Genomic DNA, 26,089 nt, shown 5'->3' with positions numbered 1-26,089 from the left:
CACGGCCGGCTGCCGTGGCCCGTCTCTCTTTCCCTGCCGCCGAGGGGACCCCACGTCCCCCTCACGGTGGCGGCTCCCCGTGACCCGACGGGGAGGTCAATCGGTGACGGGCTCAGCCGGTGAAGGCGTCGAGCCCCTCGGGGGTGCCCCAGCCGGTCGGGCCGTCGTAGCCCGACTTGGCGGTGCAGTAGTACGAGGTGGAGCAGGTGCCGTTGTTGCCGCTCGTCACGTCGTTGAGGGCCGAGGTGCCGGCCGCCGCGTACGGGTACTCGGCCGGGTAGTCGCTGCTGCCCGGGGTGCCGGCCAGGGCGTAGACCGAGGCGATGAGCGGCGAGGAGGCGCTGGTGCCGCCGTAGGTGTTCCAGCCGGTGCCGTCGGAGCCGTAGCTGTCGTAGACGGAGACGCCGGTGGCCGGGTCGGCGACCGCGGAGACGTCGGCGATCATGCGCTTCGAGCAGCTCGCGTCGGTCTGCCAGGTGGGCTTGGCGTCGTAGGCGGAGCAGCCGGAGCCGGTGCCCTCGGTGGAACTGGTCTTCCAGACCGACTCGGTCCAGCCGCGGCTGTTGGAGGAGGTCTTCAGGGCGGTGCCGCCGACGGCGGTCACGTAGCGGGAGGCGGCCGGGTACTCGGCGCCGTAGCCCTCGTCACCGGCGCTCGCGGTGATGGCCACGCCCGCGTGCTTGTAGTACGAGGTGTCGTACGACGTGTCCGAGGAGGACTCGGAGCCGCCGTAGCTGTTGGACACGAACTTCGCGCCCAGCTTGACGGCCTCGTTCACCGCGGTGCCCAGGTTGGCGTCGGAGGCCGACTTCGCCTCGACCAGCAGGATGTTGCAGTTCGGGCAGGTGGCGCTGACCATGTCGAGGTCGAGCGACTCCTCGCCGGCCCAGCCGCTGTCGGCGGAGGGGAGCGAGGTGGTGGAGCCGGTCTGGGAGACCTTCTTGAAGCAGCCGTTGTCGGTCGTGCAGTCGGACAGGCCGTAGTACGACCGGTAGGTCGCGAGGTCTTCCTCGGCGTTCGGGTCGTCGTACGCGTCGACGATGGCGACGGTCTCGCCCGAGCCGTCGGAGGCGGCGGCGTCCGTCAGGCCGTAGGCGGACTGGATGTCCGAGGGGCCGTATCCGGTGGGGGAGTCGGAGGCGGCGTTCGGCTTGACGGTCTTCGGCGCGATGCCCCTGAGGGCGGCCTGCTTCTCCATGAAGGCGGTGGTGCCGCCGGTGACCCGCAGGGCGTTGCAGGCGGCGTAGCCCTTCTTCGGGGTGGCGCCGCAGCCGGCCTTCTCGTACTGGACGTGGGCCTTGGCGACCTGGGCGGCGATGGCCTTGGTGCTGACCTTGTGGGTCGCGGTGGCGGTCGCGGTGGCAGCGCTGGCGTGGGCCGCGGTGCCGAAGCCGGCCACGAGGAGTGCGGCGGTGGCGGCGGCTGCGGAGCCGAGCTGGCGCCATCTACCGCGTATGTGGGGGGAGTTGGGGGTGGTCGTACGCAAGGTACAGCCTCCTGGGAGAGGTTGGGACAGAGGCCTGCGGGTGGGGGACCACCGGTGTGGTTGCCGGTGGGGGCGGCGGCCCGCGACGACCATCGCCTTGTTGGGTACGCGACAACAAGGTGCTTTCGGAATCCTGACTTCCGCGTTACTGAAGGACGGGAAGGGCTTACTGATCATTGGGGGCCGGATGGCCGGAAGTTGGGGTTCGGTTGACCTGAAGCCCGTGCGGAGCGTGACTCAATGCGCGTTGATCGGGGCGTACCGAGCTGTCATGAGGGTCCGAACCGCGGCTGGATCAGCGGGGCTTGAGGCCGTGCAGCATGAGGTGGATGTGCTGGTCCAGGCCGGCCAGGACCGCCTCCGGCTGGAGGGTGCCGTTGGTGGCCAGTGAGGCCAGGCCGTGGATGCCGGCCGCGGCCGCGAGGGTGACGGCCTCCGGGTCGCCCTGGACGATCTCGCCGCGTCGCTGGGCGTCGGCGACCAGCAGGACGAAGCAGCCCAGGGAGTGTTCGGCGGCGGCGGCCAGTTCGGTGTCGATGTCCGGGTCGTGCTTGCGGGAGTACATCAGCTCCAGCAGCTCGGGGTTGCCGACGGCGAAGCTGACGTAGGTGCGGGCGAGCGCGGTGATGCGTCGTTCGAGGGCGGCGTCGGGGAGGTCCGCCGAGTCCAGGGCCTGGTTCAGGCGCTCGAACCCGTTGAGCGCGAGCGCGTCCAGCAGGGCCTGCTTGTCCTTGAAGTGCCGGCCGGGGGCGGCATGGCTCACCCCGGTGTCGCGGGCCAGTTCGCGCAGGGACAGCGCGGTGGTGCCCTTCTCCCGCAGGGTGCGCTCGGCTCCGGCGAGCAGGGCGGCGCGCAGGTCTCCGTGGTGGTAGGGGCGGCTTTGCGACATGGCGGCCATCGTATCCCGATGTAGTCGCTGTCAGCTTTGTGGTCGGCGTCAGCTTTGTTGTCGGCGTCAGCTTTGTCGCCGCCCCCCCCCTTGTTGTCGTTGACATCATTGTTGTCGACGCCTACATTGGCGGGCATGGCTGAGAAGAATGGCAAATGGAACGCTTCCGACCTCCCCGGTCTCGCCGGCCGTACGGCCGTGGTCACCGGCGCCAACAGCGGCCTCGGCTTCACGGCCGCGGACGCGCTGGCCCGGGCGGGTGCGCATGTGGTGTTCGCGGTGCGGGACCCGGAGCGCGGGCGGGCGGCCGCGGCCCGGGTGGACGGCAGCACCGAGGTCCGCCGCCTGGACCTGGCGGACCTGTCCTCGGTACGGGAGTTCGCCGCGGGCTGGGACCGGCCGCTGGACCTCCTGGTCAACAACGCGGGCGTGATGATGCTCCCGGAGTCGCGCACCAAGGACGGCTTCGAGATGCAGTTCGGCACCAACCACCTGGGGCACTTCGCGCTGACGAACCTGCTGCTGCCGTATGTCACGGACCGCGTGGTGACGGTCTCCTCGGGTCTGCACCGGGGCGGCGACGGAGTGATCCACTTCGACAACGTGAACCTGGAGGGCAACTACAACCCGACCCGCGCCTACGCCCAGTCCAAGCTGGCGAACCTGCTGTTCGTGCTGGAACTCCAGCGCCGGCTGGCGGAGGCCGGCTCCCGCGTCCGCGCCCTCGCCGCCCACCCCGGCTACGCGGCCACCAACCTGCAGAGCCACACCGCCAACCCGCTGGCCCGCCTGGGCATGCGGCTCGGCAACCGCCTGGTCGCCCAGGACGACCGCGCGGGCACCCTGCCCACGCTGTACGCGGCGACCCAGGACCTGCCCGGCGCGAGCTATGTCGGCCCCGACGGCCTGGGAGAGATGCGGGGAGCGCCGGCCCTGGTCGGCCGCAGCGCGGCGGCGAGCGACCCGGCGGCGGCCCGCAGACTGTGGACGCTCTCGGAGGAGATGACCGGCGTGACGTGGGAGCTCGGGGTGGGGGCCGTGTGACCGCCCAGTTACTGGACGCCCGGCTGACCCGTCGCGGCACCCGGATACGGTGATGCGCACACGACGGATACAACGGATACGACGGTTCTCCGGGAGGTGGCCGGATGAGCGGCGGCGCCGTGGACTTCACGCTCGACGGGCGTACGGCCCTGGTGACCGGCTCCGTGCGGGGGCTGGGCCTGGAGATGGCGCGGGGGCTGGCGGGCGCCGGTGCGCGGGTGGTCCTCAACGGCCGGGACGCGGCGACGCTGGCGGAGGTGACGGCGGGCCTGCGTGAGGACGACGGCCTGGACGTGACGGGCGCCGCCTTCGACGTCACCGACCGGGAGGCGGCCGAGGAGGCGGTGACCGCCCTCGGCGCGATCGACATCCTTGTCAACAACGTGGGCCACCGCGACCGCAGGGGCGTCGAGGAGATGGCCCCGGACGAGCTGTCCGCGCTGCTCGACGTCCACCTGACGTCGGCGTACGCGCTGAGCCAGACGGTCGCCCGGGGGCTGGCCGCGCGGGGCACGCCGGGCCGCATCATCAACGTCTCGTCCGTCGTCGGCCAGCTCGGCCGCATCGGCGATGTCGCCTACGCCACGGCGAAGGCGGGCCTCGACGGCCTGACCCGGGCGCTGGCGGCCGACCTGGGCCCCAGCGGCACCACGGTCAACTCGGTGGCCCCGGGCACCTTCGCCACGGAGGTCAACGCGGAGCTCGCCGAGGACCCGGAGTGGGGCAGATGGCTGCGCACCCGGACGGCACTGGGGCGCTGGGGACGCCCGCCGGAGATCGCGGGCATCGTCGTGTTCCTGGCGAGCGACGCCGCGTCCTTCATCACGGGGCAGACGATCGCGGTGGACGGCGGGATGACGACGACGTTCTGAGCGCCGTGAGTCCCAGGGGCTGTCCGAGGCGAGATACGTGTGCGTTCTGGCCAACCGGACCGTGGCCGCCCGGAACGTGATTCCCGAGCCCAGCGCACCCAGCGCACCCAGCGCGCCAAGGTCATGGGACTGCGCCCGGAACTCCTGCAACGGCTTCGCCGTGTGCTGCCCCACCCCGCGCAGCCCCGAAGCCGCCTTGGGCATCGACGCGGCTTCCTTCGTCAGGTCCGTCACGGCATCCCCCGTACCTCACTCTGTGTGCATGCCAACCTCAGGACACCATGGAGAGCGGGTGGGCTGGAGGTATTGCGGGCGTCAAGCGCGAGTAAAGATCGCTGGAGGGGGTGTCGATGCCCCGACCGGGGGGTCTCCTCCCTGCGGCGCGGCCGGTCGGCCACGAGGGCGGTTCCCGGAAAAATCTCAGTGAAGTCGGGAACCGTTTCTCACCTTTGTGGGGGACAGTGGGCGCTGATGAAGCGCACCTCACGTATCTCTGCCACCTCGCGCCGCGTCGCGCTCTGCGCCGTCGTCGTGCTGGCCGCCACCTCGGCCTCCGTCGCGGCCGCGGACGAGGCCGCCGACGAGGCGGCGGGGCCGTTCGGGGTGACCGCGGTGGTCGGGGCCACGGCGGAGAGCGCGAGGGTCGGGGCGCTGTTCGCCGCCGACAAGGCCGGGAGCCTGTCCGGCAACCACTTCTGCACCGCCTCCGTCGTGCACAGCCCGCAGCGGGACCTGATCGTCAGCGCCGCGCACTGCGTCGACGGGGACGACGACCCCTCGGGGCTGGTGTTCGTGCCGGGATACCGGGACGGGCAGGCGCCGTACGGGGTGTGGAAGGTCGGGAAGCGGTACCTGCCCGACGGGTGGGCCCACGGGCAGAGCGAGGACAGTGACGTCGCCTTCGCCGTCGTGGAGGAGCTGGACGGCAAACGGGTCGAGGACGTGACCGGGAGCAACCGGTTCGCCGCCGGGGTGGCCACCGGCGCCACCGCCGTCACCGTCACCGGGTACCCGAACTCCCGTGAGGTGCCCATCAGCTGCACCAACCGGCCCGCCGCCCACAGCGCCACCCAACAGCGCATCGACTGCCCCGAGTTCACGGGGGGTACGAGTGGGAGTCCGTGGGTGAACGGGGACCACGAGGTGGTCGGGGTGCTCGGCGGGCACGAGCAGGGGGGCGCCACCGCCGACACGTCCTACAGCGTCGTGCTCGGCACCGAGGCCGCCGAGTTGTACAAGGACGCCACCGGGGGCTGAGACGCCGGGGCCACGGTACGGCGGGCTGAAACGGCGTCATGTGCGCCGTCTTCCTGTGAAATAGCGCCACTCTCGGCCGAAATGGCTTAGAGCAGCCCTGACATGGGGGAGGGTTGGGGCGTGCGGAAAGTATGGGTGATCGGTGGGGCGGCGACGGCGCTCGGCGTGAGCTTCGTCATGCTGCTCGTCATCGGCGTGTACGTCGTCGCCGGGAACCTTCTCAACGGGGTCGGCGGCGCCGGCAAGACCTTGGCCAAGGGTGCCGTACCGGCCGCGTACCAGACGCTCGTGCAGAAGTGGGGCAACCTCTGCTCCGCCATCAACCCCGCCCTGCTCGCCGCGCAGCTCTACCAGGAGAGCGGGTTCAACCCGAGGGCGCAGAGCGCGGCGGCCGCGCAGGGGATAGCTCAGTTCATCCCCGGCACCTGGGCCACCCACGGCATCGACGGCGACGGCGACGGCGACCGGGACGTCTGGGACCCGAACGACGCGATCCCGTCGGCCGCCTCCTACGACTGCCAGCTGGCCTCCTACGTGAAGGACGTGCCCGGCAACGTCTCCGACAACATGCTCGCCGCCTACAACGCGGGGGCGTACGCGGTCATCAAGTACAAGGGTGTGCCGCCGTACAAGGAGACCCAGAACTACGTCAAGACGATCACCACCCTGGAGGAGAGCTTCGCCGCGCCCGTCAGCCGGCTCTCCCCGACCAAGCAGGCCGCCGGGGCCATCAACTACGCCCAGAAGAAGCTCGGCACCCCCTATCTCTGGGGCGGCAACGGCACGGCCCAGGACGGCGGCCGCTTCGACTGCTCCGGGCTGACCAAGGCGGCGTACGCGAGCGTCGGGATCACGCTGCCGCGGGTCGCCAACGACCAGTACAACGCGGGCCCGCATCCCGCGCGCAACGAACTGCTTCCCGGGGATCTCGTCTTCTTCTCCACCGACCTCTCGAACTCCCGCGCCATCCACCACGTGGGGATCTACGTCGGCGGCGGCTACATGATCGACGCGCCCTACACCGGGGCCGTGATCCGGTTCGACCCCATCGACTCGGCCGACTACTTCGGGGCCACCCGGGTCACCGAGGATGGCGCGAAAGCGCTCCCCACGGCGGTGTGAACGGAGCGTATAACCCACCCCCTGAGCTGGGGGTTTCTGTCTCTCTTCGATAACGTCTGCGTGATCATTCGGTGGAACCTGGAACGTAGTGGTGTGGGCCGTGCGTTCCTGTTGACGTAGCCGACCACGGGGGTGGCAGCGAGCGACGCACACCAGGTGCGTCCCGGACGACGAGAAGGGGCCGCAGCGCGATGGCTGTAATCGCCGAATCCGGATCGAACCCCGACGTCGACCTGCTCTACGACATCAACGGCCTGGCCAAGGACGCACCGCACTGGTTCGACCGGGCCATGGAGTTCGTCGGGGAGTACGGGCTGCTGGTCGCGATGGTGCTGCTGGTGGTGTGGTGCTGGTGGTCCGTGCGGCGCCGGGGGGCCGAGGACGTGCCGTCCACCATGGCCGCGCTGGTGTGGGCGCCGCTCGCCGCCGCGCTCGCCGTCCTCGTGAACGTTCCCATCCGCGGCTTCGTCGAGCGGCCCCGGCCGTTCCTCACCCACCAGGGGCTCGACGTCCTGATCTCCGGCAAGACCGACTACTCCTTCGTGAGCGACCACGCGACGATCACCATGGCGCTGGGGGTCGGGCTGTTCATCGCCAACCGGAGGTTCGGGGTGGCGGGGATAGGGCTGGCGCTGGTGGAGGGGTTCTGCCGGGTGTACATGGGGGTGCACTACCCGACGGACGTCGTGGGCGGGTTCGCCCTGGGTACGGCCGTCGTCCTGCTCCTGTCCCCGCTGGCGACCGCCTTGCTGACGCCGGTGATGAAGGCGGTGGAGGGGTCGGCGCGGGTGGGGTGGATCGTGCGGCGGCGGTCGGCGGCGGTGGGGCTGGTGCCGGGGGGCCGTACGTCGGTGGAGTCCGAGGAACGGGATCTGGCGGCGTAGGAGGGGCTGAGGGCAGGGGGTTTCACTCGCCCGCGTTGGCGGGGTGCCTCCCCCAGCCTTCGGCCGGGGGGACCCCCAGCGCCCACCCGTGCCGCCCTGCGGCACGCCTGCCCGCAGCTGAGTGCCCCTTTAGGGGCGCGGGGAACTGCGCGATCAGCCCCCACGCGCCCGCGGGCGACAACGCGGCTCTACAACCCCTGCGCGTAAGAGAAGAACCTCTCCGGGTCGTACTGCTTCTTCACCTGGGTCAGCTTTGTCGCGGCGTCGCCGTAGTACGCCTTCTTCCAGTCCGTCAGCGTCGGGTCCGTGTAGTTCTGGTAGGCCGCGCCGGAGGCGTACGGCTTCATCGCGGTGTGCGCCGCGTTCAGCCAGGACTGGCCCGTGCTGCCGGAGGACCCGGCGCCCCAGGACACGATGTACTGCGCCAGCATCCGCGACCGCCGGTGCACGAACGCCGTCGCCGTCGGCGAGACCCGGTTCACCGCCCCGCCCAGCGCCGTGAACGCGATGCTGCCCGCACCGCCCCGGACGGCGGCGATCTGGTTCAGGGCCGTCTGGACGCCGGCCGCGGAGAGCGAGCGGTCGAAGAAGTCGGAGCGGGCCGTGTACGTCTCGCGGCCGAGCCTGCCCTGCGGGGAGCGGCCGGGGGTGGAGCCGGGCAGGTGGCACTGGGGCTCGGTGGAGAAGGAGGAGCAGCCGGCGTAGATCTCCATCGCCTCCTCGTAGCCGTGGCGGCGCAGAGAGACGGAGGAGGCGTTGGCGCCTGCCTGGTGGGCGAGGGTGTCGACCGCGTTCTGGAGCTCGCCGTACGTGCCCATCGAGAAGCAGGCGACCGAGACGCGCGGGCCGCTGCCCGAGTTCTCCAGGTGCAGGGACGACCAGATCTCGTCCGGCTGGGACGGGCCCCACTCCTGCCAGGCCTTGAAGACCTGCGCGGCCTTCGCCCACGGCCAGGTCAGGTACGCCGTCACGCCCTGCGGGGTCGGGTGGGTGCGGAACTGCAGCTCCGTGACGACGCCGAAGTTGCCGTTGCCGGCGCCGCGCAGCGCCCAGAAGAGGTCCTTGTTCGTCGTCGCGTTGGCGGTCACCTGTGTGCCGTCCGCCGTGATCAGCGTCGCCTGGGTGAGGCTGTCGCAGGTCAGGCCGTATGCGCGGGACGCGACCCCGTGGCCGCCGCCGAGGACCAGGCCGGAGACGCCGACGGTGGGGCAGGAACCCGCGGGGATGGTCACGCCCTTGGCCGCCAGGCCCCGGTAGACGTCGATCAGCTTGGAGCCGGCGCCGACGACCGCCGTACCGCCGCTGACGCGGATGCGGTTCAGTCTGGAGACGTCCAGTACGAGGCGGCCGTTCCCGGAGGAGTAGCCGGCGTAGGAGTGGCCGCCGTTGCGGATCGAGACCTTCAGCGCGTGCGCCTGGGCGTACGACAGCGTCGTGCGGATGTCGTCGGCGTGGGCCACGTAGGCGACCGCGGCGGGCTTCAGGCCGTCGAAGCGGGTGTTGTAGAGCTGGTGGGCCGTCGTCCAGGAGGCCTCGCCGGGGCGGACCAGGGTGCCGTCCAAGGCGTGCGCGAGGGCCGTCCAGTTGGCCGCGGCCGCTGCGCTGGTGGTCTTCAGCGCCGTACGAGAGGATGTGGTCGCGAGTGGCGTACCGGTCGTGTGGGACGCGGTAGTGCCGCCGAAGCTGCACCCCGTCAGTGCGGTCGCCGCGAGGGCGGCCGCCCCGCCAGATATGAAGGTACGCCGTTCCATGCCCGTGCCTTTCGCGTCGGCTTTCGTGGGACGAGACGGCGTCCGTCGCACACGGGTTCCCGTGCGCGCTGTAACGAACGCTGTGACGTCGTAACGACTGCGATGGCGAACGGCGAAGAAATGTTCGTGTAACCCGCCCGTTGGAACCGGCATGTGCCCTCACCGTGAGCGTTCCGTGACCTAACCGGGTCGACGGCAGGGGTTCACCCTCCGTTCACCTATGGCCATCGGCGGCTTCACCTGTTCTGCCTAATTTCGGCCGTACCGGGTGCGGTGAGCGGTCGTTAATGCGCAGTGCAGGAGGCCCTCGCCCACCACTTACTTCGCACGCCGCCGAAGGTGGCGACTCTGGAAGGAACTCCCGAAAGTGAAGCTTCAGCGCAAGAACCGGCTGCGCGCCCTGTCTCTCGGTGCTGTCGCCGTCTCCGGCGCCCTGGCCCTCACGGCGTGCGGCTCGGACGACAACGGTGGCAGCAGCGGTTCGAGCACGTCTTCGGCCTCCGCCAACGCCAGCTCCATCAAGTGTGATGACGCCAAGGGTCAGCTGCTTGCCGACGGCTCCTCCGCGCAGAAGAACGCGATCGACGCCTGGGTGAAGAACTTCTCGCAGGCCTGTGGCGTGCAGATCAACTACAAGGGCTCCGGCTCCGGCGCCGGTGTGACCGCCTTCACGCAGGGCCAGGTCGCCTTCGCCGGTTCCGACTCCGCGCTCAAGCCGGAAGAGGTCACCGCCTCCAAGAAGGTCTGCTCCGGCGGCCAGGGCATCGACCTCCCGATGGTCGGCGGCCCGATCGCCCTCGGCTACAACGTCCCGGGTGTCGACAGCCTGGTCCTGGACGCTCCGACGATCGCCAAGATCTTCGACAGCAAGATCACCAAGTGGAACGACGCGGCGATCAAGAAGCTGAACCCCGACGCGAAGCTCCCCGACCTCAAGATCCAGGCGTTCCACCGCTCGGACGAGTCGGGTACGACGGACAACTTCACCAAGTACCTGATCGCCGCCACCCCGTCCAACTGGAAGTACTCCGGTGGTAAGGCCTGGCAGGCCAAGGGCGGCCAGTCCGCTCCGCAGTCCGCGGGTGTCGCCCAGCAGGTCAAGCAGACCTCCGGCGCCATCGGCTACTTCGAGCTCTCCTACGTCTCGGACGGCATCAAGGCCGTCTCGATCGACACGGGTGCCAGCGCGCCGGTCGCCCCGTCCACCGAGTCCGCCACCGCCGACATCGCGGCCGCCAAGGTCGTCGGCACCGGCAAGGACCTGTCGCTGCAGCTCGACTACAACACCAAGGCCGAGGGCGCGTACCCGATGACCCTGGTGACCTACGAGATCGTCTGCGACAAGGGCAACAAGGCCGACACCCTCACGGCGACCAAGGCGTTCCTGCGCTACATCGCCTCCGAGGACGGCCAGAAGATCCTCTCCACGATCGACTACGCCCCCGTCCCCGACGACATCATCGCGAAGGTCCGCACCACCATCGAGGGCCTGAGCTAAAGATCCGAGAGTGCGGCCGAGTTCCACACGGAACCCGGCCGCACCGTCCGGTGCACCGCCGCCCGGAGCCGTACGCCCTTACGTGCGGGGCATACGGCTCCTCCGAGCCGCCCCCAGGTGGCTCCGCAGACCGGAGAACCCGATGGACATAACGACGCAGACAACAGACGCATCTCCCCCTACGCCCCCACGGCCTTCCGCGGTCGAGCAGAAGCGCGACGCCCGCGGTGCCACCCGGGTCGGTGACCGAGTCTTCCTCGGTCTCTCCCGCGGTTCCGGCATCCTGCTCCTGGTGATCATGGCCGCGATCGCGGTCTTCCTCACCTACCGGGCCGCCCTCGCGATCAACCGCGACCACGGCAACTTCCTCACCACCTTCGAGTGGAACACCAACCTCATCCCGCCGACCTTCGGCATCGCGGTCCTCGCCTTCGGCACGATCGTCTCCTCGATCATCGCCATGGCCCTCGCGGTCCCGATCGCGGTCGCGATCGCGCTGTTCATCACGCACTACGCGCCGCGCCGCCTGGCCGGTCCCGTCGCGTTCGTGATCGACCTGCTCGCCGCCGTGCCGTCCATCGTGTACGGCCTGTGGGGCGCGCTGATCCTCGTACCGCACATGACCGGCCTGTTCAGCTGGCTGAACGACTACTTCGGCTGGACCGGGATCTTCTCCTGGGACGGCGGCGCCCCGCGCACGATCCTGACCGTCTCGATCCTGCTCGCGATCATGATCCTGCCGATCATCACCAATGTGAGCCGCGAGGTCTTCCGTCAGGTCCCGCAGATGCACGAAGAGGCCGCCCTGGCCCTCGGCGCCACCCGCTGGGAGGTCGTCCGCATGTCGGTGCTGCCCTTCGGGCGCTCCGGCGTGATCTCCGCCTCGATGCTCGGCCTCGGCCGCGCGCTCGGCGAGACGATGGCCGTCGCCACCGTGCTCTCCCCGGACTTCGACATCCACGCCAGCCTGCTCAACCCGGGCGGCGGCACCTTCGCCCAGAACATCGCCAGCAAGTTCGGCGAGGCGACCGAGGACGGCCGTGACGCGCTCATCGCCTCCGGTCTGGTCCTCTTCGTCATCACCCTGGTGGTCAACGGCGCGGCCCGCATCATCATCCAGCGCCGCGCAGAGTACTCGGGGGCCAACGCATGAGCACCGCAGCAGTCAGCACCCTGCGCGGTGCCACCCTCCCCAAGTGGTCCTCCTACGCCATCGTCGCCGGGGCCATCGTCCTCGGCGTGGTCATCGGCCTGGTCGGCGGACTGGACAGCAAGGTCCAGTGGGGCCTGATCGCCGGTGTCCTCTACGTCCTCGGCACCTATGTCATCGCCGCCCGGGTGGAGGGCCGCCGGCAGGCCAAGGACCGGGTCGCGACCTCCCTGGTCTGGGTCGCCTTCGTCATCGCCGTGGTCCCGCTGGTCTCCCTGATCTGGGTGACCGTCTCGCGCGGTGTGAAGGTCCTGGACCCCTACTTCCTCAGCCACTCCATGGGCGTGGTCGCCAACGCCGACGCCGGTGGTGGTGCCTACGCGGCCATCATCGGCTCCCTGGAGCAGGTCGGTCTCGCCACCCTCATCGGTGCGCCGATCGGCATCCTCACCGCGGTCTACCTCGTCGAGTACGGACGCGGTCGCCTCGCGAAGGCCGTCACCTTCTTCGTGGACGTGATGACCGGTATCCCGTCGATCGTCGCGGGTCTGTTCATCCTCAGCATCATGCTGATCTTCGACATGCAGCCCTTCGGCTTCGCCGGATCGCTGGCCCTGGCCATCCTGATGATGCCGGTGGTCGTGCGCTCCACCGAGGAGATGCTCAAGCTCGTCCCGAACGAGCTGCGCGAGGCGTCCCTGGCGCTCGGCGTGCCCAAGTGGCGCACCATCCTGAAGGTGGTCCTGCCGACTTCTATCGGCGGTATCACGACCGGTGTCATGCTGGCCATCGCCCGTATCGCGGGTGAGACCGCGCCGGTGCTGCTGCTGGTGTTCGGCAACCCGTTCATCAACAACAACCCCTTCGAGGGTGCGCAGTCGTCGCTGCCGCTGTTCATCTACCAGCAGTACGCGGACAGCGCCGGCGCCAACGCGGCGTACGACCGTGCCTGGGCGGCCTCGCTCACGCTGATCGCCTTCGTGATGATCCTGAACCTGGTGGCTCGCGGCATCGCCCGCTGGAAGGCCCCCAAGACCGGTCGCTGACCGGCCGACAGCGACCGACTCCCTGGAAGTGAAGAAGTAATGTCCAAGCGAATCGACGTAAGCGGGCTCACCGCCTACTACGGCTCCCACAAGGCCATCGAAGACATCTCGATGAACATCGAGCCGCGCACCGTCACGGCGTTCATCGGCCCCTCCGGCTGCGGCAAGTCGACGTTCCTGCGCACGCTCAACCGCATGCACGAGGTCACCCCCGGCGGCCGCGTCGAGGGCAAGGTCCTCCTCGACGACGAGAACCTGTACGGCGCCAACATCGACCCGGTGGCGGTGCGCCGCGAGGTCGGCATGGTGTTCCAGCGCCCCAACCCCTTCCCCACGATGTCGATCTTCGACAACGTGGCCGCTGGTCTGAAGCTGAACGGCAACTTCAAGAAGAGCGAGCTCGGCGACGTCGTCGAGAAGTCGCTCAAGGGCGCGAACCTCTGGAACGAGGTCAAGGACCGCCTGAACAAGCCGGGTTCCGGCCTCTCCGGTGGTCAGCAGCAGCGTCTGTGCATCGCCCGCGCGATCGCGGTCGAGCCGAAGGTGCTGCTCATGGACGAGCCCTGCTCGGCCCTGGACCCGATCTCGACCCTCGCCATCGAGGACCTGATCGGTGAGCTGAAGGAGCGCTTCACGATCGTCATCGTGACGCACAACATGCAGCAGGCGGCGCGGGTCTCCGACCGTACGGCGTTCTTCAACCTGGCCGCCGTCGGGCAGCCCGGCAAGCTGATCGAGATCGACGACACGGAGCGCATCTTCTCCAACCCGTCGGTCCAGGCCACGGAGGACTACATCTCCGGCCGCTTCGGCTGAGCCGGACCTGACCCCTCGCGGTGCTGCATGGCGGTGCCACCGCGAGGACGCAAAAGGGCCCGCCCCTGGCTCCCGGGGGCGGGCCCGTCTGCGTGCAGCGCCGCTGCACGAGCCCCGTAAGGGGCGCGGGGAACTGCGCGACAAGCCACCGCGCACCCGCGGCCGACACTGAACGGAATGGCGGTCCGAGGGGGCCGCGATCCGCCGTCGGTCGCGTTGCGCAGCGTCGTGGCTGGTCGCGCAGTTCCCCGCGCCCCTTGGGGGGCGCGTTCGGCAGCCGCGCATCAAGCGCAGCCCCCCGCCCGCCGAGGCGTTCGACCTCGCCCCTCTGCCGACCGAGTCGGGTGGGTGGGTCAAGGGGCTACAGGAACGCCAGGTCCACGACGCCGAAGGCCGCGGCGGCGACCAGTGCTGCCGCCGGCATCGTGATGAACCAGCCCAGGACGATGTTCTTGGCCACGCCCCAGCGGACCGCGTTCACGCGCTTCGTCGCGCCGACGCCCATGATGGCCGAGGTGATGACGTGGGTGGTGGAGATGGGCGCCTTGAAGAGGAACGCCGTGGTGAACATGATCGACGCACCCGTCGCCTCGGCGGCGAACCCCTGCGGCGGGTCCAGCTCGATGATCTTCCGGCCCAGCGTGCGCATGATGCGCCAGCCGCCGGCGTAGGTGCCGAGGGAGAGCATGACGGCACAGACGATCTTGACCCAGACCGGGATCCCGTCGCCGTACGTCGCGTGGCCGGAAATCACCAGCGCCATGACGACGACGCCCATCGTCTTCTGGGCGTCCTGGAGGCCGTGTCCGAGGGCCATGCCGGCCGCGGAGACGGTCTGGGCGATACGGAAGCCGCGCTTCGCCTTGTGCGGGTTGGCGCGGCGGAAGATCCACATGATGGCCGTCATGACCAGGTAGCCGAGGATCAGGCCGACCATCGGCGACAGGAACATCGGGATGATGACCTTGTCGACGACGCCGTTCCAGAGGACCTCCGTGCCGCCGGCCAGGGCCGCGCCCACCAGACCGCCGAACAGGGCGTGGGAAGAGGAGGACGGCAGGCCGAAGTACCAGGTGACGAGGTTCCAGACGATCGCGCCGACCAGCGCCGCGAAGAGGATGCCCATGCCCTTGGAGCCCTCGGGCGTCTCGATCAGGCCCTCGCTGACGGTCTTGGCGACCCCGGTGCCGAAGAACGCGCCGGCCAGGTTCATCACCGCGGCCATGGCGAGCGCCGCCCGCGGGGTCAGGGCCCGGGTCGAGACCGACGTGGCGATCGCGTTCGCCGAGTCGTGGAAACCGTTCGTGTACGTGAAGAAGAGCGCGACCAGGATGGTCACGACGAGCGCGAAGGTGTCCATCGACGGCTCAGGACTCCTTGACGGCGATGGTCTCCACCGTGTTCGCCACGTGCTCGAACGCGTCCGCCGCCTCTTCCAGGACGTCCACGATCTGCTTGAGCTTCAGCACCTCGATCGCGTCGTACTTGCCGTTGAAGAGGTGGGCGAGAAGCCTGCGGTGGATCTGGTCCGCCTGGTTCTCCAGGCGGTTCACCTCGATCCAGTACTCGGTGAGGTTCTCCAGCGTGCGCAGGTGCGGCATCGCCTCGGCCGTCAGGTCGGCGGCCCGCGCCAGCACCTCGATCTGCTGCTCGACGCCCTTGGGCAGTTCCTCGATGTTGTAGAGGACGACCAGGTCGACGGCCTCCTCCATGAAGTCCATGATGTCGTCGAGGGAGGACGCGAGGGTGTAGATGTCCTCGCGGTCGAAGGGCGTGATGAACGAGGAGTTCAGCTGGTGGAAGATCGCGTGCGTGGCGTCGTCACCTGCGTGTTCCGCTGCCCGCATACGCTCTGCGATCTCGGCCCGGGCAGACGCGTCCGCCCCGAGCAGTTCCATCAGGAGTTTCGAGCCCGTGACGATGTTGTCCGCGGAGGCGGCGAACATGTCGTAGAAGCTCGTCTCCCTGGGGGTCAGACGAAAGCGCACTTGGGGTCCTCGGTATGCATGGGTTTCGGTCAGGCTGATGCTAAGCGCATCATCCGGCCACGGCTAATGGGCCGCCCTCCAGTTTCGCCCATCGGGCTTGGTGATCAGCACGGGGGCGTCCCGAGGGCCCTATACCCAGCAAAGTTCGTTACCATATACCCACCAGGGGTATATGTCTCGACAATGCGGAGGACGCGATGACGACCACCGAGGCCGGCGCCACCAAGCCCTCCGGAAGCGGAGCGCCGGCGACCACGCACGGCTACCACAAGCAGAAGGACGAGCACCTCAAACGGCTGCGCCGGATCGAGGGCCAGATCCGGGGTCTGCAGCGGATGGTCGACGAGGACACCTACTGCATCGACATACTCACCCAGGTCTCCGCCTCCACCAAGGCGCTCCAGTCGTTCGCCCTGCAACTCCTCGAGGAGCACCTGCGGCACTGCGTCGCCGATGCGGCCGTCAAGGGCGGGTCGGAGATCGACGCGAAGGTCGAGGAGGCCACTCAGGCCATCGCCCGCCTGCTGCGCACCTGAGGGGAGAGGGGGAGCCGGCCGGTGCTGGCCGGAATCAGCAGGCCTCGCGCTCCTCGGCCACGCGCAGCACCTCGTCGATACTCTCCAGGCTGAGCCGGTCCTCGGCGGCCGACGCCGCGATGATCAGTTCTCCGCACAGCTCGATCTCGGCGAGGGCCACGTGGTCCTGAACTGCCGTACCGCCGACCGGAGCCACGTGCATCACCTCTTCTCTGCCGTCACCGACTCTCTAGAGTAGGCAGCGGTCTACACAACGCGCATGGCACGGACGGGCTAGTTCACAGGTTGTACAGAGCCGTTCCCTGACTAGTGCGTCGGCTGGTTTTCGGCGATCCGGCCCGCGTAGATGTCCTCGGAACGTGGCAGCTTCACGTCGACCGGCGTGCCGAAACCGTACAGCAGGGTCGTCGAGGCGACCGCGACGGTGCCCTTGCCGCCGTCGTTGACGAAGCTGAACCGCTGCCGCAGTTTCCGGATCCGGCCCTGGTCGTCCAGGTACACGTCGAACGGGACCTCGGCGGTGGCGAACCCTTTCGCCGCGGCCGCCAGGGAGGGCCTGCTGCCGGCCGACGCCGAGCGGGCGGCGGCCGCGAGGTCGGCGGTGCCCCGGTAGTGCCGGACCTCGGTCCCGGCGAGCTCGGTCTCGCCCAGGTACGTCGCCGTCCGGGTGCCGCGCAGCAACTCGGCCGCCGCGAAGGGGTCCGTGGCGCCGCCGGTGACCAGGTTGCCGTCGGAGAGGGTCGCGGTCTCCACGCGGACCCACTTGTCGGCGGGCACCCCCGCGCCCCGGTTCTTCATGAACAGCGCGCCCGGGGCGAGGAGTTCGGTGATCGGGCGGTGCTCGGAGGTGCCGGCGGGGTCCTGCGGGAGGACGACCGTGAGCCTGCCGAACTGCTTGTCGTAGTCGTAGACGCCCTTGCCGCGGATGGTGACCCGGGTGCCGCCGGTGGCCATCTCCATCGAGGTCGTCGCCCGGGAGGTGCGGGTGGCGCGCAGGGTGTCCGCCGTGCGCTTGAGGAGGGAGACCGGGTTGTCGCCGGGGGTGCCGCCGACGCCCTCGGCCGTGGCGCCGCCGCAGGCGGTGGCGCAGGCGCCGAGGCCGACCACGAGCCCTACGGTGACGGCCGTCTTTCCAGCGCGCCAGTGCTGCCGCCGATCCATCGCCTGCCTACCCCCAGCCGGTACGTCCGTCACGGGCCCCCTGTCGTTCCGCTTAACGAGGGGTGGGAGGGGCCGTCACGCATACCAGTGCTTTACCGAGCATGGGTAACGTTGTCGGTGTGGCGCAGGAGGACGGTTCCGGGCGGGCCCTGCAGAGGGCGGAACACGATGCGGGCACGGTTGAACAGGGGCGGTTCTGTTTCGCCAGGTGCACGTGTGGGTGGCGGGGGCCGGCGAGGAGGGCGAGAAGCCTTGCGCGTTCCGATGCGGAAGGGCACTTGGCCGGAGGGTGAGTTCGGTCGTTCGGTGGCTGCGGGCCGGTGGGGGCTTGTCGCGCAGTTCCCCGCGCCCCTTTAGGTCGGCTGTTCTCGCGTCGGCTGTGGGGTGCCGTTGGTCGCGCCCGCGCGGCGGCAGCCGCATATCGATACAGCCCCGCGCCCCTGAAGGGGCGCTGCACGAGTGCCCCTTCAGGGGCGCGGGGAACTGCGCGATCAGCCACAACGCACCCGCGGCCGTTCACGGCCCCGCGCCCCTGAAAGACCGAAGACAGGGGCGCGCTCTTCTACTGCGTGTTGTGGAGTGAGGTCAGGAGTTCGTCCACCAGCTCGGCGTCTCTCGGCTGGGTCAGGCGGTGGCGGGCCTCTGCCGGGCGCAGCCACAGGATCCTGTCCACCTCGTGGTTCGGGGTGAAGTGGCCCTCTCCCGCTTCGCCGGCCCAGTAACGGACGTCCTTGGGGCGGCCGTTGGCGTAGTAGTGGGCGGTGGAGAGTTCGGCGCCGAGGGTGGCCGTGTAGCCGGTCTCCTCGGTCACCTCGCGCAGTGCGGCCGTGCCCGCGTCCTCGCCGCGCTTGAGCTTGCCCTTCGGATGGGACCAGTCGTCGTACTTGGGGCGGTGCACGAGACAGATCTCCAGGTCGCCGTCGACCGGCGAGCGGCGCCACAGGACGCAGCCCGCCGCCAGCACCGGGGTGTCGTTCACACGGCCTCCACCCGCTGCTTCTGCCACGCCTGCTGGAACGCGAACCGGGCCGCCTCCACCTCGTGCCGCTGGTCGGCGTGGAGGACACCGAGGGCGTAGGCCGTCGCGGGGGCGATGCGCGGGGTACGGGCCGCCGCCGCGGCCGCGGCAGCCGCTTCCGAGGCGTCACGGTGGCGGTTCAGGGCCTGGCCGGCCGCGAACAGCCGTACGTCCACGGGCGCGCCCTCGCCGCACAGCACCTCGCGGGCGTAGCGGTGCAGGCGCAGCAGGAGGCGGACCTGGTGCCAGGGGCCGTCCTGGGGGTGCGGGGCGGGGTCCGGGGACAGGCCGTGGACCAGGGCCTCCGCGTTGTAGGGGTGGCCCGCGGTGACCAGCGGGAGTGCGGCGATGGCGTCGGTGAGGCGCTCCTCGGCCGCCGCCGCCGGCGGGCGCAGGTCGGCGGTGGGCGCCGCGGCCGTCAGCGGGACCTCGCTGGCCAGTACCGCGACCTTGTCGGCGACCGCGTGGAAGCGGGAGGAGCCGAGCGCCTGGAGGGCGGTGGAGTGGGCCCGGGTGCGGGCGAGGGTGAGCTGGCGGTCCAGCAGGGCACCCGCCTTGGCCGCGCCGACGGTGAGGTTGCCGCGGTCCTGCGGAGTCTCCGAGGTGGCCTGACTGGGCAGGGTCGTCGAGCCGGAGAGGCGGTGCAGCGCCAGCAACAGGCGCTCCAGCCGGGCCTCGTAGGCGTGCTCGAGGCCCAACGTGCCCGACAGCCAGGCCAGTTCGGGGCGGATCTCCTCGGACCAGTCCGCGTCGAGCAGCGGGCGGAAGGTGTGCAGGCTGCCGCTGATGCGCCGGGCCGAGCGGCGCAGGGCGCGGGCCGCGTCGACGGACTCCTCCGTCGCGCTCACCGTCCCGGTTTCCCGGTGCAGGCGCAGCGCGCGGAGGAACTCCGTGGCCTGGGCGCGCAGGTAGCCCGCGAGGGCTTCCCCGGTAACTGCCCGGGCCGTGGGGTCCGTCGGTTCAAGGTGTTGCTGTGCCACGCCGGCGCCTCCGGGCGTCTATGAGCATCTCCTGGATGTTGCGCAGTGGCCGTCCGTCGGCGTCGGTCGCGTGCCGGGTCCATTCGCCGTCCGGGCCCAGGTGCCAGGAGGAAGTGGAGTCGGACATGCCGGATTCGAGGAACCGGTTGAGGGTTGCTCGGTGAGCCGGGTCGGTGACCCGGACCAGGGCCTCTATCCGGCGGTCGAGGTTGCGGTGCATCATGTCGGCGCTGCCGATCCACACCTCGGGCTCGCCGCCGTTGCCGAAGGCGAAGACCCGGGAGTGCTCCAGGAAGCGGCCGAGGACCGAGCGGACCCGGATGTTCTCCGAGAGACCGGCGACACCGGGGCGGATCGCGCAGATGCCGCGCACCCAGATGTCGACGGGTACGCCGGCCATGGACGCCCGGTAGAGGGCGTCGATGATCGCCTCGTCCACCATCGAGTTCGCCTTGATCCGGACGAACGCGGGCCGGCCGGCCCGGTGGTGCTGTATTTCCTTCTCAATGCGCGCGATCAGGCCGTCGCGCAGCGACTTGGGGGCCACCAGCAGGCGGCGGTACGTCTCCCGGCGGGAGTAGCCGGAGAGGCGGTTGAACAGGTCGGACAGGTCCGCGCCGACCTGCGGGTCGGCGGTGAGCAGGCCGAGGTCCTCGTACAGTCTCGCGGTCTTCGGGTGGTAGTTGCCGGTGCCGACGTGGCTGTAGCGCCGTAGCGTCTCGCCCTCCTGGCGGACCACCAGGGACAGCTTGCAGTGGGTCTTCAGGCCGACCAGGCCGTAGACGACGTGGCAGCCGGCCTCTTCCAGCTTGCGCGCCCACTTGATGTTGGCGTGCTCGTCGAAACGGGCCTTGATCTCGACCAGGACGAGGACCTGCTTGCCGGCCTCGGCGGCGTCGATGAGCGCGGTGACGATCGGGGAGTCGCCGGAGGTCCGGTACAGGGTCTGCTTGATCGCGAGGACGTCGGGGTCCTCGGCGGCCTGCTCGACGAAGGCCTGCACGGAGGTGGAGAAGCTGTCGTACGGGTGGTGCAGCAGCACGTCCCGCTCGCGCAGGGCCGCGAAGATGTCGGGCGCCGACGACGACTCGACCTCGGCGAGGTCGCGGTGGGTGCCGGCGATGAACTTGCGGTACTTCAGCTCCGGCCGGTCGAGACCGGAGATGCGGAAGAGGCCGGTGAGGTCGAGCGGGCCGGGCAGCGGGTAGACCTCGGCCTCGCTGACCTTCAGCTCGCGGACCAGCAGGTCGAGGACCTCGCGGTCGATGGACTCCTCGACCTCCAGGCGCACCGGCGGCCCGAAGCGGCGCCGCATGAGCTCCTTCTCCAGGGCCTTGAGGAGGTTCTCGGCGTCGTCCTCCTCGACCTCCAGGTCCTCGTTCCTGGTGAGGCGGAAGGCGTGGTGCTCCACGACCTCCATGCCCGGGAACAGCTCCTCCAGGTGGGCGCCGATGACGTCCTCGATCGGGACGTACCGGCCCGGGGAGCTCTCCAGGAAGCGGGCCAGGGACGGCGGCACCTTGACCCGGGCGAAGTGCTTGTGGCCGCTGACCGGGTTGCGTACGACCACGGCCAGGTTGAGGGAAAGCCCGGAGATGTACGGGAACGGGTGCGCGGGGTCGACCGCCAGCGGGGTCAGGACCGGGAAGATCTGGTGCCGGAAGAGCGTGAAGAGCCGCGCCTGCTCCTTCTCGGTCAGCTCGGCCCAGCGGACCAGATGGATGCCCTCCTCCGCGAGCGCGGGGGCGACGTCCTCGTGGTAGCAGGCCGCGTGCCGGGCCATCAGCTCGCGGGAGCGGGCCCAGATCATCTCCAGCACCTCGCGCGGCTGCAGCCCGGAGGCGGACCGCGTGGCCACACCCGTGGCTATCCGGCGCTTCAGCCCTGCCACCCGGACCATGAAGAACTCGTCCAGGTTGCTCGCGAAGATCGCCAGGAAGTTCGCCCGCTCCAGCAGTGGGGTCTCCGGGTCCTCGGCGAGCTCCAGCACCCGCTCGTTGAACGCGAGCCAGCTGCGCTCCCGGTCCAGGAAGCGTCCCTGCGGCAGCAAGGTACCGTCGACCTGCGACTCCTCGTACGTGTCGAGGTCGGCGTCGATGTCGGGTTCCAGGTCGGAGACCACGGCGGCCACGGTGTGCGGGCGGTGCGCGGCTATGGAGCCCACGGAGGGCTGGGCGTGGTGGACCTCGGCTGCCTGGGCGTTCTGCTGACTCATGACCCCATTCTTCCGCGCCCGGGCCGTGACAGGCGCGTCGGAACGCGCGGGTGGGAGCTGGACGGCCCCGTTTCCCGCGAACCCCTCAAGAGGTGGCGACGGCTCTGGCACGGCGGGCTTCATTGGCTGAGCGTCGCAAGTCCGTCTGAACCAATGGTTACGAAGACATGGCGTATGGGATAGCGGAGGGAGGCTCGCGGACGTCTGTGATCAGGCCCGGGAGGCCTTGGGGATCACGAAAGTGACGATCCCGTACGACCTTCTCACCGGCCCCGTGCGTCTTTCCCCCGTCCGGGGTACGCACGGGACCGACGGTCTCTCAGCGGGTCCGGCGGCGCAAGATGCAGAACGCGCCGACGGTGGCCGCGGCGGCCAGTGCGAGCACCATCGCGGAGTAACCGCAGTCGGCCGCGTACTTCTCGCTGTCGAAGTGGAGGTCGGGGCAGGTCCGCTCGGTCGGCACCTTCGAGAGGTGCAGCCAGAGCAGCCAGCCCACCACGACCAGCAGGAACCCGGCCCAGACGAGCAGCGCCGGGCGGTGCAGCCGGCGCAGCGAGCGGTGGGCGGCCGCGGGGGCGGCCGGGGCGGTGGGCAGGGCGGTCATCAGGCGGTGGTCTTTCCGGTCAGGCGGCGCAGCGCCAGGAAGCAGCCCAGGGTCAGCAGGGCCGTCACGGCGAGGAGCAGGACGGTGGTGGTCAGCTGCAGCGGCCAGTAGTGCGCGGCGGGGTGGTAGTCGCCGTAGGGGACGCCGGCGTGTTTGCCGGTCCGCACCGTCCAGGAGCTGTTGGGGAGGGCGAAGAAGGCCTGTCCGCTGCTGGCCCGCGTCGGCCACAGCCGGGGCAGGAGCAGCTGGACGGCGGCCCAGACCACGCCGGTGAGGAGCAGGCCGAGGCCCAGGGCGGGCAGGGTGCGGCGGGACAGCAGGCCCGTCAGGGCGCCCGCCGCCAGGCCGCACAGGGCCAGGGCGACGAGGGTGGGGCCGTTGGTGTGGAAGGTCCAGGCGTCGTACCACTGCTTGGCGGTGTCGATACGGCCGTTGCCCGCGTCCCAGGCCAGACGGTGCAGCCAGACCAGCAGCCCGGTCCCGGCGGCGACGGCCGCGGCCGGTACCGCGAGCCGGACGGCCAGCCAGCGCACGGGGGTGCTGGACTGGGTCCAGGCCAGCCGGGCGGTGCCGGACTCCAGTTCCCTGCCGAACGCGCCGCCCGCCCAGGCCGCCGTCAGGAGGGGCACCGCGGCCACGGCCAGGGTGGCGTAGTTGTACCAGTCCTTGTAGCGCAGGATCGCGTCCTGGTCGTACGTGCACCTCCGCCAGTCCGTGCAACTGTCGTACTGGCGCCAGGCGTCGGCCGCCGCGTCGGCCAGCGGGCCGCGCAGGAGGAGGAGCAGGACGGCGGCGACGAGCACCAGGCCCGCCCAGACGTACAGCGCGGGGCGGTGCAGGCGCAGCAGCCAGCGGGTGAGGTGGGCGCGTGGGGCGGCCGGCGCGGGTGCGGTCAGGGCGGTCATACGGCGGCCTCCAGCGCGGTCAGGGCCGGGGCCTCGGGGTTGCGGAGGTGGGCGAGGACCAGCTCCTCCAGGGAGGGGGAGCCGGTGCGCCAGTCTGCGGGCAGCGGGCCGGCGGGGCGGACCAGGGCGCTGAGCTGCCGGCCGGTGGTCCGGGAGTCCACGACGGTGTGCGGCGCGAGGTCGGTGCCGGCTTCGGCGGCGACCCGGGCGTGCGCGGCCAGCAGGTCGTCGATCTCGCCGGCCAGCCGGACCCGGCCGCCGCCGATCAGCAGCAGGTGGTCGCAGGAGTCCTCCAGTTCGGCGACCACGTGCGAGGACATCGCGATGGTGGTGCCGTGCTGGGCGGCCTGCACCATCAGCACGCCCATCAGCTCGTGCCGGGCGAGCGGGTCGAGGTCGGCCATCGGCTCGTCCAGGAGCAGCAGTTCGGGTCGCTTGCCGAGGGCGAGGGCGAGCGCGACCCGGGTGCGCTGCCCGCCGGAGAGGGAGCGGATGCGGGAGTCCGGGTCCAGGTCCCCGCCGGCCACGACGCCTTCGGCGGCGGCCGCGTCCCAGCGCCCGGGGTTGAGGTCGGCGCCCATCCGGAGCGTCTCGGCGACCGTGAGCTGCGGGTACAGCGGCTTGTCCTGGGCGACGTAGCCGATCCGGGTGCGGGCCTCGGCCGGGGTGGTGCCGAGCACGGTCAGCTCGCCCTCGGTGGCGCCCAGCAGACCGGCGGCGAGGGCGAGGAGCGTGGACTTGCCCGCCCCGTTGGGGCCGACGACGGCGCAGACCCGCCCGGCGGGGAGCCGGAAGGTGCAGTCGCGCAGCGCCCAGCCCCCACGCCGGCCGAACCGCTTGCCGAGCGCGGACGCCGCTATCGCGGTGTCGGTCATGAACTCTCTCCTTGAGGATGCTTCTCGAGGTGCTTCTCGGAGTGCTTCTCGAAGTGCTTCTCGAAGTGCTTTTCGAGTACGGCGGTGAAGAGTGCGGCCACGTCGTCGCGGTCCAGGCCGGCCGCGCGGGCCCGGGCGGCCCAGTCGTCCAGCTCCCCGTGCAGGGGGGACTCGGCGGCCGGGGCGGTGCCGAGCGAGCGCTTCACGAACGTGCCGAGGCCGCGCCGGGCCTCCACCAGGCCCTCGCGCTCCAGCTCCCGGTAGGCCTTCAGGACCGTGTTGGGGTTGATGGCGGTGGCCTCGACCACCTCGCGGGCGGTGGGCAGCTTGTCTCCCGGCCGGAGGTGCCCCAGGCGCAGGGCCTGTTTGGTCTGCTGGACGATCTGGACGTAGGTGGCGACGCCGGAGCGCCGGTCGATGCGGTACTCGACCACCCGTACAACCACCCTTTCACTAATTGAGTAGTGAAATGGTGGTGCAAGATTGTTCGGAAAGTCAAGGCCGGATCCGTGAACCGGTCGGCGGGGCTCGTGCGATGAGGAGACGTGAGCGGAACGAGAAGCGACGGGGAGCTGCTGCGGGCGATCGCGGCGGATGCGGACCGGCGCGCCTTCGAGGAGCTGTACCGGCGGTACGCGCCGTGGCTGACCGCGCGGCTGCGCGGCCGGTGCGCGGATCCGTCGGTCGTGGACGACGTCGTGCAGGAGACGTTCCTCGCGGTGTGGCGGGGGACCGCCCGATACCACGCGGACGCCGACAACGCCGACGCGGCCGGGTGGCTGTGGCGGATCGGGTCGCGGCGACTGGTCGACGTGCTGCGCGGCGACGGGGCCCGCGGCCGGCTGCGGCAGGCGCTGGCCCGGCTGCGGCACCGGGACGAGGTCTCGGCGGAGGAACGCGTGCTCGCGGGGGTGGAGCACGGGGACCTCGCCGGGGCCCTGGTCCGGCTCTCGCCCGAACTACGGGCGGTGCTCCAGGCGACGGTGATCGACGGACTGACCACCCGTGAGGCGGCGGTCCTGCTCGGCATCCCGCCGGGGACGGTCAAGACCCGCGCGATGCGGGCGCGCAAGCAGCTGCGGGAGGAGTTGGCATGACCTGGCATGTTGCCGAAGAGGATCTGCGGGCGTACGCGCGCGGCGAGCTGGCGCCGCCGCTGCTGTGGTCGGCCGACACCCACGTCGGCTCCTGCACCGACTGCCGAGCGGTGCTCGCGTCGGTGTCGGACCCGGTCGCGCTGGACGCGGGCTGGGAACGGCTCGACGCCGAACTGGACGCCCCACGGCCCGGGTTGGGCGAACGGCTGCTGACCCGCGTCGGGGTCGCCGAGCCCACTGCACGGCTGCTCACCGCGACCCCGGTGCTGCGCCGCTCCTGGCTGGCGTCGGTCGCGTTCGTGCTGGCGGCGACGGTCCTCGTGGTCCACGCGGTGGACGCCCCGGCCCTGTTCCTGGCCCTCGCCCCGCTGCTCCCGCTCGCCGCGGTGGCCCTGTCGTACGGGCCGGTCCTCGACCCGACGTACGAGATCGCCGCGGTCGCCCCGACGCACGGCTTCCGGCTGCTGATGATCCGCACGGTGGCCGCGCTGACCGCCTCGCTCGGCCTCAACTGCCTGGCCGCGCTGGCCCTTCCCGGCTACGGCCTGCTCGCCTTCGGCTGGCTGCTGCCCGCCCTCGCGCTCACCGCGGCGGGCCTCGCCCTCTCCGTCCGGCTGGGCCCGCTGCTCGGGCCCGGACTGGTCGGCGGGGCGTGGACGGCCCTGATGGCGGTGGCGGCGATGCACCCGGCGCACACGCCGGCCGCCTTCACCACGGCCGGCCAGTCCGTGGCCGCCGCCCTCGCCGCGCTGGCGACGGTCCTGCTGCACCAGGTGCGGGACCGCTTCGACGCCAAGCCCTACTGACCGCCCGGCCGCCCGATCGCCCGATCGCCTCACGGACCGATCGCCCGACCGCCCGATCGCCTCACGGACCGATCGCCCGACCGCCCGAT

General features: G+C 70.7%; 26 protein-coding genes. 12 read left to right on the top strand and 14 right to left on the bottom strand.

What is annotated here, in order from left to right:
• Positions 1-112 precede the first annotated feature (112 nt).
• A complete protein-coding gene (locus ACFWPQ_RS36215; protein ID WP_384044476.1) occupies positions 113-1,486 on the bottom strand; it encodes a peptidase S8 in 1,374 nt (457 codons plus the stop codon).
• A 295-nt stretch (positions 1,487-1,781) separates the two neighbouring features.
• Positions 1,782-2,384, bottom strand: a complete 603-nt coding sequence (locus tag ACFWPQ_RS36210) for a TetR/AcrR family transcriptional regulator (protein WP_384044473.1) — start codon at positions 2,382-2,384, stop codon at positions 1,782-1,784.
• Positions 2,385-2,510: 126 nt separating this feature from the next.
• Between ACFWPQ_RS36210 and ACFWPQ_RS36205 the strand changes: the two genes are divergently transcribed.
• The 5 genes from ACFWPQ_RS36205 to ACFWPQ_RS36185 all read left to right on the top strand — a co-directional run bounded on the left by ACFWPQ_RS36205 (position 2,511) and on the right by ACFWPQ_RS36185 (position 7,554).
• Positions 2,511-3,419, top strand: a complete 909-nt coding sequence (locus ACFWPQ_RS36205) for an oxidoreductase (protein WP_384044470.1) — start codon at positions 2,511-2,513, stop codon at positions 3,417-3,419.
• A 104-nt stretch (positions 3,420-3,523) separates the two neighbouring features.
• Complete coding sequence (locus tag ACFWPQ_RS36200; protein ID WP_384044467.1) at positions 3,524-4,291, top strand: SDR family oxidoreductase; 768 nt, start codon at positions 3,524-3,526, stop codon at positions 4,289-4,291.
• Between the two features lie 471 nt (positions 4,292-4,762).
• A complete protein-coding gene (locus tag ACFWPQ_RS36195; protein WP_384044464.1) occupies positions 4,763-5,548 on the top strand; it encodes a trypsin-like serine peptidase in 786 nt (261 codons plus the stop codon).
• A gap of 102 nt (positions 5,549-5,650) precedes the next feature.
• A complete protein-coding gene (locus ACFWPQ_RS36190; protein ID WP_384044461.1) occupies positions 5,651-6,670 on the top strand; it encodes an NlpC/P60 family protein in 1,020 nt (339 codons plus the stop codon).
• A gap of 191 nt (positions 6,671-6,861) precedes the next feature.
• The gene (locus tag ACFWPQ_RS36185) at positions 6,862-7,554 is read left to right on the top strand and encodes a phosphatase PAP2 family protein (protein ID WP_384044458.1); all 693 of its coding nucleotides are present in this window, start codon (positions 6,862-6,864) and stop codon (positions 7,552-7,554) included.
• 188 nt (positions 7,555-7,742) lie between these two features.
• On the opposite strand, the gene ACFWPQ_RS36180 is transcribed toward ACFWPQ_RS36185, so the two are convergent.
• Positions 7,743-9,305: an FAD-binding oxidoreductase gene (locus ACFWPQ_RS36180; RefSeq protein WP_384044455.1), complete on the bottom strand. Its 1,563-nt coding sequence runs from the start codon at positions 9,303-9,305 to the stop codon at positions 7,743-7,745.
• A gap of 367 nt (positions 9,306-9,672) precedes the next feature.
• Here ACFWPQ_RS36180 and pstS point away from each other — a divergent pair, with 367 nt between their 5' ends.
• The 4 genes from pstS to pstB all read left to right on the top strand — a co-directional run bounded on the left by pstS (position 9,673) and on the right by pstB (position 13,815).
• Positions 9,673-10,803, top strand: a complete 1,131-nt coding sequence (gene pstS / locus ACFWPQ_RS36175) for a phosphate ABC transporter substrate-binding protein PstS (RefSeq protein WP_361300318.1) — start codon at positions 9,673-9,675, stop codon at positions 10,801-10,803.
• A 142-nt stretch (positions 10,804-10,945) separates the two neighbouring features.
• A complete protein-coding gene (gene pstC, locus ACFWPQ_RS36170; protein ID WP_384044452.1) occupies positions 10,946-11,956 on the top strand; it encodes a phosphate ABC transporter permease subunit PstC in 1,011 nt (336 codons plus the stop codon).
• Positions 11,953-12,999: a phosphate ABC transporter permease PstA gene (gene pstA / locus ACFWPQ_RS36165; RefSeq protein WP_384044449.1), complete on the top strand. Its 1,047-nt coding sequence runs from the start codon at positions 11,953-11,955 to the stop codon at positions 12,997-12,999. Before pstC ends, pstA begins: the two co-directional genes overlap by 4 nt.
• A gap of 39 nt (positions 13,000-13,038) precedes the next feature.
• Positions 13,039-13,815 carry a phosphate ABC transporter ATP-binding protein PstB gene (gene pstB, locus ACFWPQ_RS36160; RefSeq protein ID WP_384044447.1) on the top strand — a complete coding sequence of 259 codons (777 nt, stop codon included), beginning with the start codon at positions 13,039-13,041 and terminating at the stop codon, positions 13,813-13,815.
• 361 nt (positions 13,816-14,176) lie between these two features.
• Here the strand turns inward: pstB and ACFWPQ_RS36155 are convergent, their stop codons facing one another.
• On the bottom strand, positions 14,177-15,175 hold the full coding sequence (locus ACFWPQ_RS36155; RefSeq protein ID WP_384044445.1) for an anion permease: 999 nt from the start codon (positions 15,173-15,175) through the stop codon (positions 14,177-14,179).
• A gap of 7 nt (positions 15,176-15,182) precedes the next feature.
• Positions 15,183-15,803: a DUF47 family protein gene (locus ACFWPQ_RS36150; protein WP_361300303.1), complete on the bottom strand. Its 621-nt coding sequence runs from the start codon at positions 15,801-15,803 to the stop codon at positions 15,183-15,185.
• A 197-nt stretch (positions 15,804-16,000) separates the two neighbouring features.
• Between ACFWPQ_RS36150 and ACFWPQ_RS36145 the strand changes: the two genes are divergently transcribed.
• The gene (locus ACFWPQ_RS36145) at positions 16,001-16,339 is read left to right on the top strand and encodes a metal-sensitive transcriptional regulator (RefSeq protein ID WP_217546246.1); all 339 of its coding nucleotides are present in this window, start codon (positions 16,001-16,003) and stop codon (positions 16,337-16,339) included.
• 34 nt (positions 16,340-16,373) lie between these two features.
• On the opposite strand, the gene ACFWPQ_RS36140 is transcribed toward ACFWPQ_RS36145, so the two are convergent.
• The 9 genes from ACFWPQ_RS36140 to ACFWPQ_RS36100 form a co-directional block, all read right to left on the bottom strand.
• Positions 16,374-16,541 (bottom strand): hypothetical protein, encoded by a 168-nt coding sequence (locus ACFWPQ_RS36140; protein ID WP_361300299.1) that lies wholly within the window; start codon positions 16,539-16,541, stop codon positions 16,374-16,376.
• Positions 16,542-16,645: 104 nt separating this feature from the next.
• Positions 16,646-17,500 carry a hypothetical protein gene (locus tag ACFWPQ_RS36135; protein ID WP_384044443.1) on the bottom strand — a complete coding sequence of 285 codons (855 nt, stop codon included), beginning with the start codon at positions 17,498-17,500 and terminating at the stop codon, positions 16,646-16,648.
• Between the two features lie 562 nt (positions 17,501-18,062).
• Positions 18,063-18,479 (bottom strand): NUDIX hydrolase, encoded by a 417-nt coding sequence (locus tag ACFWPQ_RS36130; protein WP_384044441.1) that lies wholly within the window; start codon positions 18,477-18,479, stop codon positions 18,063-18,065.
• The gene (locus ACFWPQ_RS36125) at positions 18,476-19,498 is read right to left on the bottom strand and encodes a CHAD domain-containing protein (RefSeq protein ID WP_384044438.1); all 1,023 of its coding nucleotides are present in this window, start codon (positions 19,496-19,498) and stop codon (positions 18,476-18,478) included. The genes ACFWPQ_RS36130 and ACFWPQ_RS36125 overlap by 4 nt, the downstream gene beginning before the upstream one ends.
• Positions 19,479-21,836, bottom strand: coding sequence for an RNA degradosome polyphosphate kinase (locus ACFWPQ_RS36120; protein WP_384044436.1), 2,358 nt, complete (start codon positions 21,834-21,836; stop codon positions 19,479-19,481). The genes ACFWPQ_RS36125 and ACFWPQ_RS36120 overlap by 20 nt, the downstream gene beginning before the upstream one ends.
• Before the next feature lie 196 nt (positions 21,837-22,032).
• Positions 22,033-22,317 carry a hypothetical protein gene (locus ACFWPQ_RS36115; protein ID WP_384044433.1) on the bottom strand — a complete coding sequence of 95 codons (285 nt, stop codon included), beginning with the start codon at positions 22,315-22,317 and terminating at the stop codon, positions 22,033-22,035.
• Entirely contained in the window at positions 22,317-23,222 is a 906-nt protein-coding gene (locus ACFWPQ_RS36110; protein WP_384044430.1) for an ABC transporter permease, read from the bottom strand. The genes ACFWPQ_RS36115 and ACFWPQ_RS36110 overlap by 1 nt, the downstream gene beginning before the upstream one ends.
• A complete protein-coding gene (locus ACFWPQ_RS36105) occupies positions 23,219-24,097 on the bottom strand; it encodes an ABC transporter ATP-binding protein (protein WP_384044427.1) in 879 nt (292 codons plus the stop codon). Before ACFWPQ_RS36105 ends, ACFWPQ_RS36110 begins: the two co-directional genes overlap by 4 nt.
• Positions 24,094-24,531 (bottom strand): GntR family transcriptional regulator, encoded by a 438-nt coding sequence (locus ACFWPQ_RS36100; protein ID WP_384044424.1) that lies wholly within the window; start codon positions 24,529-24,531, stop codon positions 24,094-24,096. Before ACFWPQ_RS36100 ends, ACFWPQ_RS36105 begins: the two co-directional genes overlap by 4 nt.
• 111 nt (positions 24,532-24,642) lie before the next feature.
• Between ACFWPQ_RS36100 and ACFWPQ_RS36095 the strand changes: the two genes are divergently transcribed.
• A complete protein-coding gene (locus ACFWPQ_RS36095; RefSeq protein WP_384044421.1) occupies positions 24,643-25,194 on the top strand; it encodes an RNA polymerase sigma factor in 552 nt (183 codons plus the stop codon).
• Positions 25,191-26,000, top strand: coding sequence for a zf-HC2 domain-containing protein (locus ACFWPQ_RS36090; RefSeq protein ID WP_384044418.1), 810 nt, complete (start codon positions 25,191-25,193; stop codon positions 25,998-26,000). The genes ACFWPQ_RS36095 and ACFWPQ_RS36090 overlap by 4 nt, the downstream gene beginning before the upstream one ends.
• Positions 26,001-26,089 lie beyond the last annotated feature (89 nt).

The sequence above is a fragment of the Streptomyces sp. NPDC058464 genome (assembly GCF_042721035.1).
GTDB lineage: Bacteria > Actinomycetota > Actinomycetes > Streptomycetales > Streptomycetaceae > Streptomyces.
Note: the sequence above shows the minus strand (reverse complement) of the source record. Positions and strands in the feature narration are given on the sequence as shown.

Excerpts from the sequence above, each read along its gene's own strand:
- pstA (WP_384044449.1), top strand. The coding sequence starts at position 11,953 with ATGAGCACCGCAGCAGTCAGCACCCTGCGCGGTGCCACCCTCCCCAAG.
- ACFWPQ_RS36195 (WP_384044464.1), top strand. The coding sequence starts at position 4,763 with ATGAAGCGCACCTCACGTATCTCTGCCACCTCGCGCCGCGTCGCGCTC.
- ACFWPQ_RS36105 (WP_384044427.1), bottom strand. The coding sequence starts at position 24,097 with ATGACCGACACCGCGATAGCGGCGTCCGCGCTCGGCAAGCGGTTCGGC.
- ACFWPQ_RS36180 (WP_384044455.1), bottom strand. The coding sequence starts at position 9,305 with ATGGAACGGCGTACCTTCATATCTGGCGGGGCGGCCGCCCTCGCGGCG.
- ACFWPQ_RS36200 (WP_384044467.1), top strand. The coding sequence starts at position 3,524 with ATGAGCGGCGGCGCCGTGGACTTCACGCTCGACGGGCGTACGGCCCTG.
- ACFWPQ_RS36205 (WP_384044470.1), top strand. The coding sequence starts at position 2,511 with ATGGCTGAGAAGAATGGCAAATGGAACGCTTCCGACCTCCCCGGTCTC.
- ACFWPQ_RS36140 (WP_361300299.1), bottom strand. The coding sequence starts at position 16,541 with ATGCACGTGGCTCCGGTCGGCGGTACGGCAGTTCAGGACCACGTGGCC.
- ACFWPQ_RS36185 (WP_384044458.1), top strand. The coding sequence starts at position 6,862 with ATGGCTGTAATCGCCGAATCCGGATCGAACCCCGACGTCGACCTGCTC.
- ACFWPQ_RS36120 (WP_384044436.1), bottom strand. The coding sequence starts at position 21,836 with ATGAAGCCCGCCGTGCCAGAGCCGTCGCCACCTCTTGAGGGGTTCGCG.
- ACFWPQ_RS36190 (WP_384044461.1), top strand. The coding sequence starts at position 5,651 with ATGGGGGAGGGTTGGGGCGTGCGGAAAGTATGGGTGATCGGTGGGGCG.
- ACFWPQ_RS36115 (WP_384044433.1), bottom strand. The coding sequence starts at position 22,317 with ATGACCGCCCTGCCCACCGCCCCGGCCGCCCCCGCGGCCGCCCACCGC.
- ACFWPQ_RS36090 (WP_384044418.1), top strand. The coding sequence starts at position 25,191 with ATGACCTGGCATGTTGCCGAAGAGGATCTGCGGGCGTACGCGCGCGGC.
- ACFWPQ_RS36110 (WP_384044430.1), bottom strand. The coding sequence starts at position 23,222 with ATGACCGCCCTGACCGCACCCGCGCCGGCCGCCCCACGCGCCCACCTC.
- pstC (WP_384044452.1), top strand. The coding sequence starts at position 10,946 with ATGGACATAACGACGCAGACAACAGACGCATCTCCCCCTACGCCCCCA.
- pstB (WP_384044447.1), top strand. The coding sequence starts at position 13,039 with ATGTCCAAGCGAATCGACGTAAGCGGGCTCACCGCCTACTACGGCTCC.
- ACFWPQ_RS36155 (WP_384044445.1), bottom strand. The coding sequence starts at position 15,175 with ATGGACACCTTCGCGCTCGTCGTGACCATCCTGGTCGCGCTCTTCTTC.
- ACFWPQ_RS36210 (WP_384044473.1), bottom strand. The coding sequence starts at position 2,384 with ATGGCCGCCATGTCGCAAAGCCGCCCCTACCACCACGGAGACCTGCGC.
- ACFWPQ_RS36145 (WP_217546246.1), top strand. The coding sequence starts at position 16,001 with ATGACGACCACCGAGGCCGGCGCCACCAAGCCCTCCGGAAGCGGAGCG.
- ACFWPQ_RS36135 (WP_384044443.1), bottom strand. The coding sequence starts at position 17,500 with ATGGATCGGCGGCAGCACTGGCGCGCTGGAAAGACGGCCGTCACCGTA.